This window comes from Jhaorihella thermophila (assembly GCF_900108275.1).
GTDB classification, from domain to species: domain Bacteria; phylum Pseudomonadota; class Alphaproteobacteria; order Rhodobacterales; family Rhodobacteraceae; genus Jhaorihella; species Jhaorihella thermophila.
This window is the reverse complement of the sequence record NZ_FNVD01000022.1, coordinates 1-16425: the sequence shown is the minus strand read 5'-3', so window position 1 is coordinate 16425 and position 16425 is coordinate 1. Positions and strand designations below refer to the sequence as shown.

The 16425-nt window shown below is 70.5% G+C and carries 16 protein-coding genes and 1 pseudogene; 8 read left to right on the top strand and 9 right to left on the bottom strand.

Annotated elements, in window-relative coordinates:
• The first annotated feature begins 180 nt into the window (after positions 1–180).
• Complete coding sequence (locus C4S70_RS16250; RefSeq protein WP_104009159.1) at positions 181–816, top strand: oligopeptide/dipeptide ABC transporter ATP-binding protein; 636 nt, start codon at positions 181–183, stop codon at positions 814–816.
• A 17-nt stretch (positions 817–833) separates the two neighbouring features.
• Here C4S70_RS16250 and C4S70_RS18885 read toward each other — a convergent pair whose 3' ends face one another.
• Complete coding sequence (locus C4S70_RS18885; protein ID WP_200822788.1) at positions 834–1046, bottom strand: hypothetical protein; 213 nt, start codon at positions 1044–1046, stop codon at positions 834–836.
• Between the two features lie 60 nt (positions 1047–1106).
• Positions 1107–1481 (bottom strand): HEPN domain-containing protein, encoded by a 375-nt coding sequence (locus C4S70_RS18880; protein WP_200822787.1) that lies wholly within the window; start codon positions 1479–1481, stop codon positions 1107–1109.
• 235 nt (positions 1482–1716) lie between these two features.
• Between C4S70_RS18880 and C4S70_RS16240 the strand changes: the two genes are divergently transcribed.
• From C4S70_RS16240 to modC, 6 genes are all read left to right on the top strand, one after another.
• A complete protein-coding gene (locus C4S70_RS16240) occupies positions 1717–2841 on the top strand; it encodes a metallophosphoesterase family protein (protein WP_235003861.1) in 1125 nt (374 codons plus the stop codon).
• A gap of 3 nt (positions 2842–2844) precedes the next feature.
• Complete coding sequence (locus C4S70_RS16235) at positions 2845–5454, top strand: AAA family ATPase (RefSeq protein WP_104009158.1); 2610 nt, start codon at positions 2845–2847, stop codon at positions 5452–5454.
• Positions 5455–5562: 108 nt separating this feature from the next.
• Positions 5563–5934, top strand: coding sequence for a winged helix-turn-helix domain-containing protein (locus tag C4S70_RS16230; protein WP_104009157.1), 372 nt, complete (start codon positions 5563–5565; stop codon positions 5932–5934).
• 63 nt (positions 5935–5997) lie between these two features.
• Positions 5998–6798 carry a molybdate ABC transporter substrate-binding protein gene (gene modA, locus C4S70_RS16225; protein ID WP_104009156.1) on the top strand — a complete coding sequence of 267 codons (801 nt, stop codon included), beginning with the start codon at positions 5998–6000 and terminating at the stop codon, positions 6796–6798.
• A gap of 4 nt (positions 6799–6802) precedes the next feature.
• Positions 6803–7498: a molybdate ABC transporter permease subunit gene (modB, locus tag C4S70_RS16220; protein WP_104009155.1), complete on the top strand. Its 696-nt coding sequence runs from the start codon at positions 6803–6805 to the stop codon at positions 7496–7498.
• Complete coding sequence (modC, locus tag C4S70_RS16215) at positions 7495–8697, top strand: molybdenum ABC transporter ATP-binding protein (protein WP_104009154.1); 1203 nt, start codon at positions 7495–7497, stop codon at positions 8695–8697. Before modB ends, modC begins: the two co-directional genes overlap by 4 nt.
• A gap of 49 nt (positions 8698–8746) precedes the next feature.
• Here modC and C4S70_RS16210 read toward each other — a convergent pair whose 3' ends face one another.
• The 7 genes and pseudogenes from C4S70_RS16210 to C4S70_RS16180 all read right to left on the bottom strand — a co-directional run.
• Positions 8747–9655 carry a dihydrodipicolinate synthase family protein gene (locus C4S70_RS16210; protein WP_104009153.1) on the bottom strand — a complete coding sequence of 303 codons (909 nt, stop codon included), beginning with the start codon at positions 9653–9655 and terminating at the stop codon, positions 8747–8749.
• Between the two features lie 77 nt (positions 9656–9732).
• Entirely contained in the window at positions 9733–10602 is an 870-nt protein-coding gene (locus C4S70_RS16205; protein WP_104009152.1) for a Rossmann-like and DUF2520 domain-containing protein, read from the bottom strand.
• 81 nt (positions 10603–10683) lie between these two features.
• Positions 10684–11136 (bottom strand): CoxG family protein, encoded by a 453-nt coding sequence (locus C4S70_RS16200; RefSeq protein WP_104009151.1) that lies wholly within the window; start codon positions 11134–11136, stop codon positions 10684–10686.
• A gap of 72 nt (positions 11137–11208) precedes the next feature.
• Positions 11209–11994, bottom strand: a complete 786-nt coding sequence (locus C4S70_RS16195) for an XdhC family protein (protein ID WP_104009150.1) — start codon at positions 11992–11994, stop codon at positions 11209–11211.
• On the bottom strand, positions 11985–12644 hold the full coding sequence (locus C4S70_RS19420) for a VWA domain-containing protein (RefSeq protein ID WP_327315807.1): 660 nt from the start codon (positions 12642–12644) through the stop codon (positions 11985–11987). Before C4S70_RS19420 ends, C4S70_RS16195 begins: the two co-directional genes overlap by 10 nt.
• Before the next feature lie 525 nt (positions 12645–13169).
• Positions 13170–14036, bottom strand: a complete 867-nt coding sequence (locus C4S70_RS16185; RefSeq protein ID WP_104009181.1) for an AAA family ATPase — start codon at positions 14034–14036, stop codon at positions 13170–13172.
• A 96-nt stretch (positions 14037–14132) separates the two neighbouring features.
• Positions 14133–15755, bottom strand: a pseudogene (locus C4S70_RS16180) (molybdopterin cofactor-binding domain-containing protein); the annotation flags it as partial.
• A 77-nt stretch (positions 15756–15832) separates the two neighbouring features.
• Here C4S70_RS16180 and C4S70_RS16175 point away from each other — a divergent pair.
• Positions 15833–16261: a calcium-binding protein gene (locus C4S70_RS16175; protein ID WP_104009149.1), complete on the top strand. Its 429-nt coding sequence runs from the start codon at positions 15833–15835 to the stop codon at positions 16259–16261.
• Positions 16262–16425 lie beyond the last annotated feature (164 nt).

Sequence of the window (16425 nt, the reverse complement as noted above, 5' to 3'; positions counted from 1 at the left end):
CGCCCGCGGGGCAGACGCCCATCCCGGATGGCGGACCTTTTCGGGACGCGGCTCGGGCGGGCGCGAACCGGGCCAAGCCGCTGATGCGCGGTGGCGGAGCGATCCGTGAGGGCGGGGCGAATCGTGGGGGCCAGCCCCCACACCCCCGGGATATTTCCGGCAAGAGGAAGGAACCAGGGCATGTCTAACCCGAGCGGCGGTGGATTCGGCGCCGAAAGCCCCGCGCGCGAGGCATGGCGGATGTTCCGCCGCAACGTGCGGGCGCCGGTGGGGACGCTGATGCTGGCGGAGATCGTGGGGACGACGCTTTGCGGCACCTCGCTTTACGGCGGGGATCCGTTCGAGATCGTCCGGGCCGCGCACGAGCCGCCCGGCGTGACGCCCGAGTTCCCGCCGAACGCTGACTACCCGGGCCGCGACATCGTGGCGGGGCTGCTGACCGGCGGGGCGCCGACGCAGATGGCCGGGCTGTCCTTTCTTGGGCTCGGCGATCCCGACGCCATGAGCCGGGGCCCGATGATCGGCGCCAACCGCGAATGCATCCTTGACGCCTTGTGGCCGGTGACCTTTCCGGGGCTGGCGATCTTCTTCACCGTCTTTGCCGTGAGCCTGATCGACTGCATCCCGGTGCCGGGGCGGGAGGATCACGAACTGGCGGAAATCCCCGGTGTGGTGCCGCCCCTGCACCTGATCGGGGCGCGCTGCGCCTTTGCCGACCGTTGCCCAAGGTGCCAGCCGCTTTGCCAGCAGCAGGCGCCGCTGCCGGTGAAACCGGACCGGCACATGGTGGCCTGCCACTTCGCGGGCGATGCCTGACAGGGCGGGGCGGTCCCTCACCCCTCGGTGACGGGATAGAAGGGCCGGCCCCAGTCTTCGTGGGCGTGATCCATCATCAATTCGATGAACACCGGCACGAGAAACCCCAGGATCGCCGCGCCGTCGCGGATCTGGGCGCGGTTGACGCGGCTGTTCCAGGTCGCGCCGCCGTGGATCAGCTGGTTGCGCAGCACATAGAGCCGGTCGAACAGCATCGACAGGATCGACACCGCGTCATTGGCCTGAAGCGCGCGGGCAAAGCGGGCCTTTTCGCGGGTGAAGCGTTCCTTTCAGTTCTCGTAGCCCTCCAGCCCGTTCTGGAAATGCCACCAGGGGCCGAACACATGGCGGTTTTCCAGAAACAGGCGGATCGGCCCGGAAAAACGCTGCCAGACCGCGTTGTAGATCCGCCCTTCGTGATCGATATCGGAAAGCTGTTGCAGATAGGCGCGAAAGGCGTCCTTTTCGCCCAGCTGATCGCGTTCGGCCGCATAGGCCGCGTTGAAGGCGATCCAGTAGAACAGAAAGGCCGCGTCGGGGTCGTCCTGTTCCCGTTCGGCCCGGCCCAGCCAGCTGATCGCGCGGTGGATGCGCAGGCCGAAATCCTCGGGGAACTGGTCGCGGATGGCCCGCTGGCGGGCCTTTATGACATCGTAACTGGGCATTGATTCACCGAAACGGATTGCAACCAAGGCTGGCATGTCTCAAAAAGCGATGCAAGACGCCATGGACCGGATGCGCGGACGGACGGCGAAAGTGCGGCGGTGCGTGCTGCGCACGCGCTGGTGTGAGAGGCGCGCCCGCGGCGGGCGCGCATGGGTATTTGGGACCAGAAAGAAGCACAAGGACGGCGCAGGCCCGTCGGCGCGGCGAAGGGGCAGAGCGACAGGAGAGAACAGAGTGGGGTTTCGTTTCATTCACAGTTCCGATCTTCATCTGGGCAAGGGCTTCGGCACCCTGCCCGAGGATCTGCGCGGCCGCCTGATCGAGGCCCGGCACGAGGTTCTGGCCCGGCTGGCGCAGGCGGCGCGGGATCACGGCGCGGCCCATGTCCTGCTGGCCGGGGACACGTTCGACACCACCGGCCCGTCGGATCAGGTGCGCCGGCAGGCCGCCACCGCGATGGCCGCCGCCGAAGGCATCCACTGGTGGATCATCCCCGGCAACCATGACAGCCTGGCCGGCGAAGAACTCTGGCGGCGCTTTGCGGACGAGGCCGGCCCCAATGTCCACATCCTGCGCGACCCGGCCCCGGTCGCGATTGAGCCCGGCGTGCATCTGCTGCCCGCCCCCCTGCCCCGCCAGTTCCCCGGCCATGACCTGACCGCCTGGATGGACGACGCGGACACCCCCGAAGGCACGATCCGCATCGGGCTGGCGCATGGCGGGATCACCGATTTCGGCGAGGATTTCGACAGCTCCGCCCGGATCGCGCCGGACCGCGCGGCGCGGGCGCGGCTGGATTACCTGGCGCTTGGCGACTGGCACGGGATGCTGGCGGTGGGCGACCGCACCCGCTATTCCGGCACGCCTGAACGCGACCGTTTTCGCCATGACGGGCGCGGCGCCTGCCTTGCGGTGACGATCGACGCCCCCGGCGCGGCGCCGCGCATCGAACAAGTGACCGTGGGCCGGTTCGACTGGTCCGCGCCCGTGCTGGACCTGTCGCCGGGCGAGGATGTCGTGGCCCGGTTTCGGGCGCTGCTGCCCCCGGACCGGACCGCGCGGCGGGACGTGCTGTTGCGGGTGGTGGCCCGCGGCTTTCTGCGCATGGCCGAACGCGGCGCGCTGGAGGCCGCCGCCCGCGCCGCCGCCCCCGATTTCGCCTGGTTCGATCTGGACCGGGCCGGGCTGCGCACCGAACACGAAGCGGGCGATCTGGACCTGATCGCCTCCGGCGGCGCCCTGCGCAGCGCGGCCGAGACATTGCAGCGCGAGGCCACCGACGACACCCTGTCGCTGGAACGGCAGCGCGTGGCCGAGGCGGCGCTGAACCGGCTCTGGTCGCTGGTGCAGGAGGGCTGAGCCATGCAGATCACCTCCATCCGCCTGAAGAATGTCCGCCGCTTCGTCGAGCCGGTCGAAATCGCCGGGATCGGCCCCGGACTGAACGTGCTTTCGGCCCCGAACGAGGCGGGCAAGTCCACCTTCTTCGACGCGCTGCACGCGGCCTTCTTTGCCGGCCACCGGTCGTGGGATCGCAGCCTGCGCGCCCTGCAGCCCAGGGCAGGGGGCGACCCGCAGGTCACCGTGACCTTTCGCGCCGGGGACGCCGACTGGCGCCTGCGCAAGACATGGAGCAGGACGGCCAGCCACCGAGAGGCCCGGCTGTGGCGCGACGGCGTTCTGGTGGGCCAGGGCGAAGAGGCCGAACAGCAGCTTTCCGCGCTGATCGGCACGCCCGCCGACGGCGGCCCGGCGGGGCTGTTGTGGGTCCAGCAGGGACAGGTCGAGCTGGACCGGGGCGGCGCGGAGCAGAAGGCGCGGCTGGGGATCATGGAATCCGTCGCGGGCGAGGTCGAGGCGATGACCGGCGGCCAGCGGATGAAGGCCGCGTTGCAGGCCTGCGAGGCGTTTCTCGATCAGCACCTGACAGGCACCGGCCGGCCGAAAAAGGGCGGCGGGCTGGAAACCGTGACCGCCGAGGTCGAACGCCTCGCCGCCCGCCGCGACGCGCTGACCGCGCAGGTCGCCGCGCTGCAGGATGCGCTCGACGCCCGGCGCCGGGTGCGCGCGGAACTGCAAGAGCTTCAGGATCCCGAGGCCGAGGCCGACCGCATCCGCCGGCGGCAAGAGGCCGAGGCCCGGCTGAAGAAGGCGCGCGACCATGCCGGGCGGATCGAACTGGCGCGCAGCCGGGTCGCCGAACTGGAGGCGCGGCGCGAGGGTCTGACCGGGCGCATCGCGCGGCTGGCGGCGGCGATCCGCGAACGCGACGCCGCGCGGCTGGGTCTTGCGAATCTCGAGATCGCCGCCGAGCAGGCGCAAAAGGACCGCGATGCCGCGCAGGCCGACCGCGACCGGGCCCATGCGGCGCTGACCGAGGCGCAGGCCGCGCTCGAGGCCGCGACCGCGCAGGCCCGCCGCGCCATGCAGATCGAGGCCGCCGCCGGCGCCCGCGCCCGGCGCGCGGAACTGGCCGACCGCATCGCCCGCGCCGAGACCCTGCGCCGGCGCGAGGAAGAGGCGCAGGCCGCGATCGCGCAGATGCTGCCCGACGCGGCGCTGCGGCGGATCGAAGAGGCCGCGAACGCGGTCACGCTGGCCGAACGCCACCGCGCCGCCGCCGCGCCGGCCTTTGTCGTCCACTACGCGCCCGGCGCCGCGGGGCGGGTGCTGCGCGATGGCGCGGCGGTGCCGGCGGACAGCCCGCAGCCGGTGCCCGACGGGGCCGAGCTCGAACTCGAAGGCATCGGGCGGCTTGCCATCACCCCCGGCGCGGCGGCGGAAGAGGCCGATCTCGAGACGGCAAAACAGGCTCTGCAAAGGGAACTTGATGCCGCCGGGGTCGACTCCGTCGAGGCCGCCCGCGCCTCGGCCCGGGACCGGCGCGCGGCCGAGGACGCGTTGCGCGGGATCCGCGCGGATCTGGCCGCGCTGGCACCCGACGGCATCCCCGCCCTGCGCGAACAGCTCGCCGCGCTGCCCGCGCCGGTCGAACCCGACCCCGCCGTGCCGCCCCGCGACGCGGCCGAGGCGGCGGAACAGGCCGCCCGCGCGGCACGTGACACCGCCGGCGAACGGTTTGCCGCGGCCGAGGCGACGCTGGCCACGGCCCGCGACCGCGCGGTTCAGGCCGAAACCGAGCTTGACGCCGCCCGCACCCGCCTGCGCCGCGCCGATGCGGACCTGGGGGACGAACCCGACCCGCCGGCCCGGCTGGAGGCGTTGCGGGCCGAGCGCGCCGCGCTGGAGGCGGATCTGGACCAGGCCCGCGCGGCGCTGGAGGCGGCCCGGGCCGATGCCCCGGATCTGGAGGCCGCCGAGACCGCCGCGACCCGCGCCGCCCAGGCGGCCGAGAACGCCCGCGCGCGCATCGCCCAGCTGCGCGAGGAACTGGCCGCGCTCGACGCCCGCATTACCGCGACCTCGGGCGACGCGCCCGAAGAGAAACTGGCGCTGACGCTGGAGCAGCTGGAACAGGCCGAGGCCCGCAAGGCCGCGCTGGAATTCGAAATCGCGGTGAACCAGCGCCTGCGGGATGCCCTGACCCAGGCGCAATCGGCGGCCAGAAACGCCTATGTAGAGCCTGTTCACCGCGAACTGGCGCCGCTCTTGCGGATGCTGTGGCCCGATGCCGAACCGGTGATCGACGCCGAAACCGGCATGATCACGGCGATCACGCGCCGGTCGGTCGAGGAAGAGTTCGACATCCTGTCGGGCGGCACCCGCGAACAGATCTCGCTGATGGTGCGGCTGGCCTTTGCCCGCATCCTGGCCGATCGCGGCACGCCGGCCCCGGTGATCCTGGACGATGCCATCGTCTATACCGACGACGCCCGCATCGAACAGATGTTCGACGCGCTGACCAGCCGGGCGCGCGATCTGCAGATCATCGTCCTGTCCTGCCGCCAGCGCGCCTTTCGCGCGCTGGGGGGCGAACTGCTGCGCATCGAACCGGCGAAAGAGGCCCCGTGACCGCCGGCACGGGATGAACCGCAGGACCGACAAGGCCCCCCGCATCGCGCAAGGGGCCGGCCCCGCCCCGGCTTGTCAGCGGGGGGCTTTTCGGGAATACCATCGGATATGTCCGCTGAACCCCGACCACCCCGGCTTCGCATGCGCATCGTCTTTGGCGACATCGGCATGATGGGTCCGGGCAAGGCCGAGCTCTTGGAACGGATCGACCGCACCGGCTCGATCGCCGCGGCGGGGCGCGAGATGAACATGAGCTACAAGCGCGCCTGGACCCTGATCGAGACGCTGAACGCGATGTTCCGCCAGCCGGTGGTCGAAAGCGCCCGCGGCGGCCCCGGCGTGGGCGGGGCGCATCTGACCGAAACCGGGCGCGCGGTGCTGCGCCACTATCGCGCCTTCGAAGCCGCGGCCCGACAGGCCGGCGCCGCCGAGATCGCCGCCATCCAGCGGCTGACGCGGGATATTCCCGACGGGGAATAACCGTTGACAGCGCCAGCAGGGGCGTTGATATTTCCCGCCAGAAACATCCATCACGAGCCCGCCATGCCGCTGACCCGCCGTGCTTTCGGACTATCCGCGCTTGCCTTCGGCCTGTCGGCGACGGTATCGGCGACGGCGGGCCGCGGCGCGACGCCGGAGGCGCCGCCGGTCATCGCCGCCGCATCCGACCTGCGCTTTGCGCTCGAGGAGATCGCCGCCGGGTTTCGGGCCGAAACCGGCCACGGGCTGCGGCTCACCTTCGGCTCGACCGGCAATTTCGCCCGCCAGATCCGCGCGGGCGCGCCCTATCAGCTGTTCATGGCCGCGGACGAGGATTACGTCCTGGCGCTGGCCCGCGACGGGTTCACCCGCGATCGCGGCGTGCTCTATGCCACGGGGCGCGTGGCCATCGCCGTTCCCCGCAACGGCTCGGGTCTCAGCGCGGACGGCAGGCTGGAGGATCTGCGCGCCGCGCTGGCCGAAGGCCGGGTGCGCCGGTTCGCCATCGCCAATCCCGACCATGCGCCCTATGGCATGCGCGCGCGCGAGGCGCTGCAGCACGCGGGGCTGTGGGCGGCGATCCGGCCCGCGCTGATCCTGGGCGAAAACGTCAGCCAGGCCGCTCAGTTCGCCATGTCCGGCAGCGCCGATGGCGGCATCATCGCCTGGTCGCTGGCGCTGTCGCCGCAGCTTGCGGCGCAGGGGCGTTTCGCCCTGATCCCGGCGGACTGGCACGCGCCGCTGAGGCAGCGCATGGCGCTGATGCCGGGCGCGGGCGCGGTGGCGCGCGCCTTTTACGACCATCTCCAGCAACCGGCCGCGCGCGCGATCATGGCGCGTTACGGCTTTGCCTTGCCGGACTAGGCCCGTGGACTGGCAGGCGCTCCGGCTCTCTCTGGCGCTTGCGGCCTGGACGGTGGTCCTGCTGCTGCCGGTTTCCGTGATCATGGGGCGGTTCCTGGGAACCCGGTCGTTCAGGGGCAAGGGCCTGGTCGAGGGGCTGGTGATGCTGCCCCTGGTGCTGCCGCCAACGGTTTTCGGGTTCTACCTGCTGGTCCTGCTGGGCCGGGGGTCGCCGATCGGGGCGGCCTGGCAGGATCTGTTCGGGCGCCAGCTGGTGTTCACCTTCGAGGGGCTGGTGCTGGCCTCGGTCCTTTTCAACCTGTCCTTCGCGATCCAGCCCGCGCAGCGCGCCTTCGAGGCGATCCCGACCGCCCTGCGCGAAGCCGCGGCCTCCAGCGGCATGTCGCCGCTGCGCGCGCTCTGGGCGGTGGAACTGCCGCTGGCCTGGCCGGGGGTGGTCACGGCAATGGTGCTGACCTTTGCCCATACGCTGGGCGAATTCGGGGTGGTGCTGATGGTGGGCGGCGCGATTCCCGGCGAGACACGGACCATCGCGATTGCGATCTATGACCGGGTGCAGGCCTTTGACATGGAGGCGGCGGCGACCATGTCAGCGGTTCTGGTGGCCATCTCGCTGGCCACCATCGCCGCGACCTTTGCCCTGTCGGCGCGTTTCTCGGCCCGTGATTCGACCCGAGTCGGGCGGAGGCCGGAGCAATGACGCTGAAGGTGGCGATCCGGGCCGACGCGCCCATTCCGCTGGATCTGTCCTTCGAGGTGGGGCGGGGCGAGGTGCTGGCGCTGGTGGGGCCGTCGGGGTCGGGCAAATCCACCACGCTGCGCACGATCGCTGGATTCTGGCGACCCGAGACGGGGCGGGTCGAGGTGGGCGGCGCGCTCTGGCTGGACACCGCGGGCCAGCGCTTCCTGCCCCCGCACCGGCGGCGGGCGGGGGTCGTGTTCCAGGAGTTCGCGCTGTTTCCGCACATGACGGCGCTCGGCAACGTGGCGGCGGCGATGGGCGATCTGCCGGCGCGGGCCCGCGCGTCCGAGGCCGGGCGCCTGCTGGAGCTGGTGCATCTGGGCGGCCTCGGTCATCGCCGCCCGGCCGAACTGTCGGGCGGGCAGAAACAGCGCGTGGCGCTGGCGCGCGCGCTGGCGCGGCGGCCCGAGGTGCTTTTGCTGGACGAACCCTTTTCGGCGGTGGACCGCGCCACCCGCGCGCGACTGCATGACGAGCTGATCGGGCTGCGGGCGCAGCTGTCGATGCCGGTGGTGATCGTCACCCATGACATCGGCGAGGCGCAACTGCTGGCCGACCGGATGGTGGTGATCGACCGGGGCGCCGTCGTGGCCCAAGGCACCACGGCGGAGGTGATGTCCGATCCCGCCGCACTCAGGCGGATGGGTCTGCGGGAGATCGCGGCGATGCTGTCCGCCCGCCTTGTCGCGCAGGAGCCGGACGGCACCACGCGGCTGGACACCGCCGGAGGGCCGATCTGGCTGCCCCGGCTGGAGGGCGCGCCGGGGCAGCGGCTGCGGGTGCGCATCCTGGCCCACGAGGTGATCCTTTCGCGGGCGCGGCCCGAAGGGCTGTCGGCGCAGAACATCCTGGCCGGGCGGGTGGTGTCGCTCACCCCCGGCGAGGGGCCGGGCGTTCTGGTGCGCGTGGCGGTGGGCGAGGACCAGATCATGGCCCGCATCACCCGCCGCGCCCGCGAGGCACTGGCGCTGGAGCCGGGCGATCCGGTGCACGCCATTCTGAAAACGATGACGGTGGCGCGCGGTCATGTCGCGCCGGACGCCGATGCGGGTGCGGCGCGGGCGCAGCGGGGTGGCGCGGGGCGAGGATTTCGGATCGGCGGCGCCGATCCGACCGGGGCGGGGGGCTCTGCCCCCCGCGCCCCCCGGAGTATTTGACGCAAGATGAAGGAACGGTGGGGCGCCGGCGGATGCCGGTCGATGCCGGTCACGGCCGCCGCAGGTGACCGGCCGCGGGGCCGAGCGCGGCCAGCAGCGCCGCGCCCTGTTCGCGGGTGGCGTTCAGCTGCGGCGGGGCGAGGTTCAGCCAGCGGTCGTCGCCCGAGGTCACGGCCAGTGCCGCCTTCATGCCCGCGATCAGGCCGGCCTTTTCCACGGTGGCGCGGAAGTCCCTGATCGCGGCGTCCTCTGCCGACACGTCCCGTCCGGCCCGGGCTCCGTCAAAGACCGCCCGGATGGCGGCGGCGTTCAGGTTCACCGTGGCCGAGATGCTGCCCGCGCCGCCCGCCGCCAGCCCCTGGGTCAGGAAGGTTTCGGAGCCGGGAAACACCGACACCGCCGGGGCCGCCGCGATCACCGCCTGCGTGTTGGCCCAGTCGCCCGAGCTGTCCTTGTAGGCGACCACCCTGTCGGGGAAGGCCGCGTTCAGACGCGCCGTCAGGGCCGGGCTGACCGGAACGCCGGTATTCTGCGGGATGGAGTAGAGGATTATCCGGGTGCGTGCATCGCCGATCAGTTCGATCAGTTCGCCGAAATATCGCGCCTGGCCGTCGTCGCCGGCGGCCCGGTAGAAGAAGGACGGCAGCACCATCACGCCCGCGCAACCCAGCCCCACCGCGTGGCGCGACAGGGTCAGCGTGTCGGCGAGCGCGGTCAGCCCGGTGCCCGGCATCAGCCGGTCGGCGGGGATCCCGGCCTCGACCAGCCATTCCAGCGCCTGCATTCGCGCCTGCATCCCCACCGAAAGCGCCTCTCCGGTCGTGCCGAAGGGCGACAGGTAATGCGCCCCCTGATCCAGCACCCATGCCGCATGGACCACCCAAAGGTCGCGGGCGATGGTGCCGTCCGGTTCGAACGGGGTCAGCAGCGGGCAGATGATGCCGGAGAGGCGGGGCATGGCGTGTCCTTTCGTGGTCGGGTATCCCTTGCAGAGCCGATCCTGCCCGGCTGGCGCAAGCCCGCAGACCGCAGGGGTCACGCACCGGCGCCGTCGTCGTCGCCCGCGATCCGGCCCTCGGCCTTCAGCCGGACCGCCAGCCGGCTGAGGTCGCGATAGACCCGGCCGGCCAGCGCGTTCCAGTCCGCGACGTCCCGGCCCTGCCGTTCCACCACCTCCATGTCGCCGCGCGCGGCGGGGCCGGTCAGCGCGGCGGCGGGTTCCTGCGCGGACAGGGTTTCCACCGTTGCCCGCAGCAGATGCGCGTTCAACGCGCGGGCCACGTCCTGGGGCACGCCGGCCCGGTCCCACGCCCCGCGCGCAATGGCCTGCAACACCACCGTGAAGTTGTTCGAGATCACCGCGCCGGCGTGATAGAAGCTCTTGGCTTCGGACCGGATCGGAAAGATACGGGCGCCGATCGACCGCAGCAGTGGCTCGACCACCGCCAGCGCCGCGGCGTCGCCCTCCAGCCCGCAGAAGGTGCCGGGGAACTGGCGCAGGGCGGTTTCGGGATCGGCAAAGGACAATACGGGATGCGCGCTGGCCAGGTGCCAGCCGAGCCCGCGCAAGGGCGCCATCGCCTCGGCGGGATGGAACCCGCTGCAATGCAGGGCGACCGGCGCGGCCAGCGCCGCCCCCCGCCGCGGGTTGATTGCCGCAAGATCCCCCGCCACCCCGGCGATTGCCGTGTCCGGCACCGTCAGGAGCCACAGATCCGCCGGCGACATCTCCGCCAGGCTGCGGGCCACGCGCCCCGCCCCGGCGAAATCGACGGCGGCGCGCGCGGCAGACTCGCGGGAGCTGAAAACCTGCTGGACCCGGCATCCCTGCGCGCGCGCCAGCAAGGCTAGAAGCGTTCGGCCGACCCGGCCCGCGCCAATCAGATTCACGGTCAAAACGGGCATCTCGGCAGCCTTTCCGCTGTGAACATCGCCGCAGAGCTTTCACGCCGGACCGCGCGGGTCAAGCCGCCGCCGGAGCCGCACTCAGCCTTGGGCGGGCTGGTTGAGCTGTTCGGCGAAGGCGGCAAAGAACTTGCCCGAAAGCTTTTTCGCCGTGCCGGCGATCAGACGGCTGCCGAGCTGGGCGATCTTGCCGCCGATCTCCACCCGCGCGACATAGGTCAGGACGGTTTCCTCGCCCTCTTCGGTCAGGGTCACGTCCGCCCCGCCCTTGGCAAAGCCCGCGGCACCGCCCTTGCCCTCTCCCGTCAGGGAAAAGGCGCCGGGCGCGTCGGTGGTATCCAGCGTGACCGCGCCGGAAAACCTGGCCTTGACCGGGCCAATCTTCAGCACCACGCGGGCCTCGTATGCGCCGGGGCCGGTTTCCTCCAGCGCTTCGCAGCCGGGGATGCTCTGGCGCAGGATCTCGGGATCGTTCAGGGCCGCGTAAACCTTGTCACGGGGGGCCTGGATGCGGATTTCGTCGCTCAGTTCCATCAGGTTTCCTTTCGCATGAATCAGCCCGCCGCCCGGCCAGGCGCGGGGAAAATCAGTGTCTAAACGGGCAATTCAGGCGGTTCTTTCGTCCTGTGTGACCTCTGTTGCGCGCGCATTGCGCCACTGGATCAGCTCGGACAGGATCGACACCGCGATCTCGTGCGGGTCCACCGCGCCGATATCCAGCCCGGCCGGAGATTTCAGCCGCGCCAGCCGCGCCGGCTCCATTCCCGCCGCCTGCAGCTTGTCGGTCAGCACCCTGGCCTTGCGGCGGCTGGCCACCATCGACACCCGCGCGGCGGGGCTTTCCAGCGCGGCCTTGAGCGCCGCGCCGTCCCCCTGCCCTTGCGTGGCGACCACGACGAAATCGCGCGGTTCGGCCTCGGCGATGGTGTCCTCGCCCTCGCAGGCGCGGAACCCCGCCATCTGCCCATGTTCGCGCAGCGCCCGCGCAATCGGTCCCGCCCCGAACACGATCAGCCGGGGCGGCAGGCGGCAAGGCTCGATCAACAGGTCCACCGTCCCGCCCGAGGGGCAGCCGCTCTTGAAAATCTGCGCGCCGTCGGGGTCGGTCAGCCCCACCACCTTGTCCGACGGCTTGACCCGGATCACGCGCGGGCCGCCCTGCGCCAGCGCCTCGGCCGCCGCGGTGCGCACCGCCCGCATCACGCAGGCACCGCCCAGATGACCCAGGATCTCGCCGTCCTGCGTGATCGCCGCCTTGGCGCCCGCCTTGGCCGAGGTCGCATCCGCCGTGCGCAGCACGGTCGCCACGCAGAACGGCGCGCCGGCCTGTTTCAGAGTCTGTATATGGTCGAACTGTCCAGTTCGGGCATGATCCTTCCCCCTCACAACCATGCGAATTCGGATTCCAGCGCGGCCAGCGCCTGCAACGTGTTGGCGGGCAGATGCGCGTCCAGATAGGGCCGTGCCGCCGCGATGGCGCCGGCCACCGGCGCATAGTCGCGCCAGCCCAGCAGCGGGTTCAGCCAGACCACCCGCCGCGCCCGCCGCCGCAGCCGCGCAAGGGCGGCGGCCAGCGCCTCGGGCGGCGAGGTGCAGTAGCCATCCGACAGGATCACCACCACCGTCCGCCCGTTCAGCGCCCGCGCGCCGTAGCCGGACAGGAACCGCTCCAGGCAGCCCGAAATGTCGGTGCCCCCGCCGAAGCCTTCGGCCATCAGGCTCAGCCGCGCGGCGGCCCGCAGGCTGTCATGGTCGCGCAGCGCACCGGTCACGCGCATCAGTCGCGTGTGGAACAGATAGGCGTCGGCCTGCGTGTCGTGGCCCACAAGACCGCGCAGAAAGGCCAGGAAAACCCTTGCATAGACACTCATCGACCCGCTCACGTCGCACAAGGCGACGATCCGCATCGGCCGTGGCGGGCGCGCGCGGCGATAAAGGTCGATCGGCTCGCCGCCGCGCGCCAGCGACGCGCGCAGGGTCCGGCGCAGGTCCGGCTCCGGCCCGCGCCACGCCCCGGCGGCGACGACGCGACCGGCGGTCACGGATCGCCCGCGCGATGGCTTGCGCGGCGGCCTCGGCCTCGCGCAGGCTGTCCTCGTCGAACAGCTCGCGCAGATCGCGACGGCTCGGGTTGTCCGTCCGCGTGGCGATCAACCGGCCTTCGGTCCCCTCGGCCTCACCCTCCCCGCCACCGGGCATGTCGGCCTCGCCGGCCTCCTGCCCCCCGTCACCGGCATCGAAATGCGGCTGCCACGGCTTGGGCCGCGCCGCCTGCACCCGCACATGCGCCGCCCTGGCCGTGCCCTGCCGCACCTTGCCTGCATTGAACCAATAGGCGTCGAACAACTCGTCGAACCGCCCCCAGCCCTCGGCATCGCCTGCCAGCAGCGCCCGAAGCGCCGCGCGCGCCTCGTCCACATCCGTCGCCCGCACCGCCGCCAGAGCGGCCAGCGCATCCGCCGTCTCGCGCGGGCCGACGCCCAGCCCGTTCATCCGCGGATGCGCGATGAAGCCTGCCATCCGGTCGGCCACCCCCTCGGCGCGGGACGGAAACGCCGTCACCCGCATCACGCCACCCGCCCGATCAGCCGGTCCATCACCTCCGGCGGCGCGGCATCCACGTCCGCCGCCGTCTTGAGCAGACAGACCAGCGTCGCCTGCACCTCTTCGCGCGCCCGGCTCAGGTCGTTGACCCCCAGCCCCGACAGCGCCGCCGCCCAGTCCAGCATCTCGGCAATCCCCGGCGTTTTCTCCAGATTTTCCCTGCGTAGAGCTTGCACCACGCCCACGATCTGCGCCGCCAGCCGCGCCTCGACCCCGGGCATCCGCGCCCGCAGGATGGCCAGTTCGGTGTCGCGGTCGGGATAGTCGATGAAACCGTAAAGACAGCGCCGCCGCAGCGCGTCCGACAGATCCCGCGTGCCGTTCGCGGTCAGGATGACCAAAGGCCGGCTCCGCGCCCGGATCGTGCCCAGCTCGGGGATGGTGATCTGGAACTCCGACAGGATCTCCAGCAGATAGGCCTCGAACTCTTCGTCCGCCCGGTCGATCTCGTCGATCAGCAGAACCGGCGCCACCTCCTGCGTGATCGCCTCCAACAACGGCCGCTTCAACAGGAACGCCTCGGAAAACAGCGCCGCCTCGTCCATGCCGCCCCGCGCTTCGGCCGCGCGGATCGCCAGCAGCTGCCGCTGACAATTCCACTCATAGATCGCGTGGCTGGCATCCAGCCCTTCGTAGCACTGCAAACGGATCAGCCGTGCCCCCCGCACCGCCGCCATGGCGCGCGCCACTTCGGTCTTGCCGACCCCGGCCGGCCCCTCCAGCAGCAGGGGCCGCCCCAGCGCCACCGCCAGATGCAGCGCCATCGCCAGCCGGTCGTCGGCCACATAGCCCTGTTTCGCCAGTTCCGACTGAAGCCCGGTCAAGGTCACGCGCACATCCTGCTTCTTTCTGGTTCCAAATACCCGCTGCGCGACAGCAGCCGCGCGCGGAACGGTCCGGCAGGCCGCCCCGCCGGACCCATTGCATCAGCCATGCAGGCCCAGATCCTCGGCAATCTTCCAGATCCGCCAGTGATCGTGCGGCATATGCGCCTGCACCAGCCCGAAGGGCCGGAACGCGTCATGCACCGCGTTGGAAAAGGCCGGCACGCCGCCCACATTGGGGCTCTCGCCCACGCCCTTGGCCCCGATCGGATGACGCGGGCTGGGCGTCACCGTGTGGTCGGTGGTGTAATTGGGCGTCTCCCAGGCGGTGGGGATGAAGAAATCCATCAACGTCCCGGTCTTGACGTTGCCCATCTCGTCATAGGCGATCTCCTGCCCCATCGCGATGGCCAGCGCCTCGGTCACGCCGCCATGCACCTGACCCTCGATGATCATCGGGTTGATCCGGGTGCCGCAATCGTCCAGCGCATAGAACTGGCGCACCTCCCATTCGCCGGTATCCACGTCGATCTCCATCACGCAGATATAGGCGCCAAAGGGATAGGTCATGTTCGGCGGATCGTAATAGCTGACCGCCTCCAGCCCCGGCTCCAGCCCCGGAATCGCCTGGTTGTAGGCGGCAAAGGCGATCTCCTTCATGGTCTTGAACCGCTCCGGGTTGCCCTTGACCACGAACCGGTCCACGTCCCTTTCCACGTCGTCGTCATGCACCTCCAACAGGTAGGCCGCGATCATCTGCGCCTTGGCGCGGATCTTGCGCGCGGCCATTGCCGTGGCCGCCCCCGCCACCGGGGTTGACCGCGACCCGCAGGTGCCCAGCCCATAGGGCGCGGTGTCGGTGCCGCCCTCCTCCAGCGTGATGTCGTTGGCGGGGATGCCGATCTCGGACGCGATGATCTGGGCAAAGGTCGTGGCGTGCCCCTGCCCCTGGCTGATCGTGCCCAGCCGGGCAATGGCGCTGCCGGTGGGATGGATGCGAATTTCGCGGCTGTCGAACATGCCCAGCCCCGGGATATCGCAGTTCTTCACCGGCCCCGCGCCGACGATTTCGGTGAAATGCGTCAGCCCGATGCCCGGCAGCTTGCGCGTCTTGCCGGCCTTGAAATCCTCGACCCGCTGCGCCTGCCCCCTTCGCAGACCCTGATAATCGACCGCATCCAACGCCTTGTCCCACGCCGTGTGGTAATCGCCCGAGTCATATTCCCACCCCAGCGCCGACAGATAGGGGAACCGGTCGGCGCGGATGAAGTTGATCCGGCGCAGCTCGGCCGCGTCCATCCCCAGCTTGATCGCCAGCACCTCGATCATCCGCTCGATGAAATAGGCGGCCTCGGTCACGCGGAGGGAACAGCGATAAGCCACGCCCCCCGGCGCCTTGTTGGTATAGACACCATCCACCGCCAGATAGGCCGTGGGGACGTCATAGCTGCCGGTGCAGATGTTCATGAAGCCTGCGGGAAACTTGGTCGGATCGGCGCAGGCGTCAAAGCCGCCGTGATCGGCGGTCGTATGACACCACAGGCCGGTGATCCTGCCCTCTTTCGTCGCCGCGATCTTGCCCTGCATCCAGTAGTCGCGGGCAAAGGCGGTGGACATCAGGTTTTCCATCCGGTCCTCGACCCACTTGACCGGTTTGCCGGTCACGATCGACGCCACAACCGAACAGACATAGCCCGGATAGGCCCCCACCTTGTTGCCGAAACCGGTCATTATCGAAACTCCCGCCCGCGACTTGGTTGCGCCGGCCAGATTTTCGTCCGCGCATTTAATGGGAGGGATAAATGGCGAAACTCAAGGGATCCAAGCAGTCTGATTTCCTGATCGGCTCTGCAGACAGAGACAAGATCAAAGGCATGGATGGCGACGACATCCTTCTTGGCCTTGGCGGTGATGACCACCTCAAGGGGGACAAGGACGACGATACGCTGGAAGGCGGCGACGGCCGCGACAAGCTGGACGCTGGTAAGGGCGACGACCTGCTGGATGGCGGCGCCGGCGACGACGTGCTGTTCGGCGATGCGGGCGCCAGCAGCGGCTCGGGTAGCGGCGATCCACTGAAGCTGTGGGACAAGAGCGCCGGCAGCGGGTCCGGGGCCGGTTCGGGTTCGGGTTCGGGCAAAGGCTCCGGCGACGCCGGGTTTTCGGATTATCTCGACGGCGGTTCGGGCAACGACTTCATCTTTGGCAGCGGCGGCGATGACGAGGTGTGAGCTACTCCCCGAAAATCGGACGCTGACGTAGGCTACAAATTGCTGTCTGCTGATCTTCGACGAAGAGGGGATCAGAGATGTCGAAACGGAAGCAGCATTCGCCGGAGTTCAAGGCGAAGGTAGCGCTTGAGGCGCTGAAGGGTGAGCAGACGGTCGCTGAGCTG

Coding starts and splice junctions, on each gene's coding strand:
- C4S70_RS16195 (WP_104009150.1), bottom strand. CDS start 11,994: ATGGTTGTGAGGGGGAAGGATCATGCCCGAACTGGACAGTTCGACCAT.
- C4S70_RS18880 (WP_200822787.1), bottom strand. CDS start 1,481: ATGCCCAGTTACGATGTCATAAAGGCCCGCCAGCGGGCCATCCGCGAC.
- C4S70_RS16230 (WP_104009157.1), top strand. CDS start 5,563: ATGTCCGCTGAACCCCGACCACCCCGGCTTCGCATGCGCATCGTCTTT.
- modC (WP_104009154.1), top strand. CDS start 7,495: ATGACGCTGAAGGTGGCGATCCGGGCCGACGCGCCCATTCCGCTGGAT.
- C4S70_RS16250 (WP_104009159.1), top strand. CDS start 181: ATGTCTAACCCGAGCGGCGGTGGATTCGGCGCCGAAAGCCCCGCGCGC.
- C4S70_RS16210 (WP_104009153.1), bottom strand. CDS start 9,655: ATGCCCCGCCTCTCCGGCATCATCTGCCCGCTGCTGACCCCGTTCGAA.
- modA (WP_104009156.1), top strand. CDS start 5,998: ATGCCGCTGACCCGCCGTGCTTTCGGACTATCCGCGCTTGCCTTCGGC.
- C4S70_RS16235 (WP_104009158.1), top strand. CDS start 2,845: ATGCAGATCACCTCCATCCGCCTGAAGAATGTCCGCCGCTTCGTCGAG.
- C4S70_RS16205 (WP_104009152.1), bottom strand. CDS start 10,602: ATGCCCGTTTTGACCGTGAATCTGATTGGCGCGGGCCGGGTCGGCCGA.
- C4S70_RS16200 (WP_104009151.1), bottom strand. CDS start 11,136: ATGGAACTGAGCGACGAAATCCGCATCCAGGCCCCCCGTGACAAGGTT.
- C4S70_RS16175 (WP_104009149.1), top strand. CDS start 15,833: ATGGCGAAACTCAAGGGATCCAAGCAGTCTGATTTCCTGATCGGCTCT.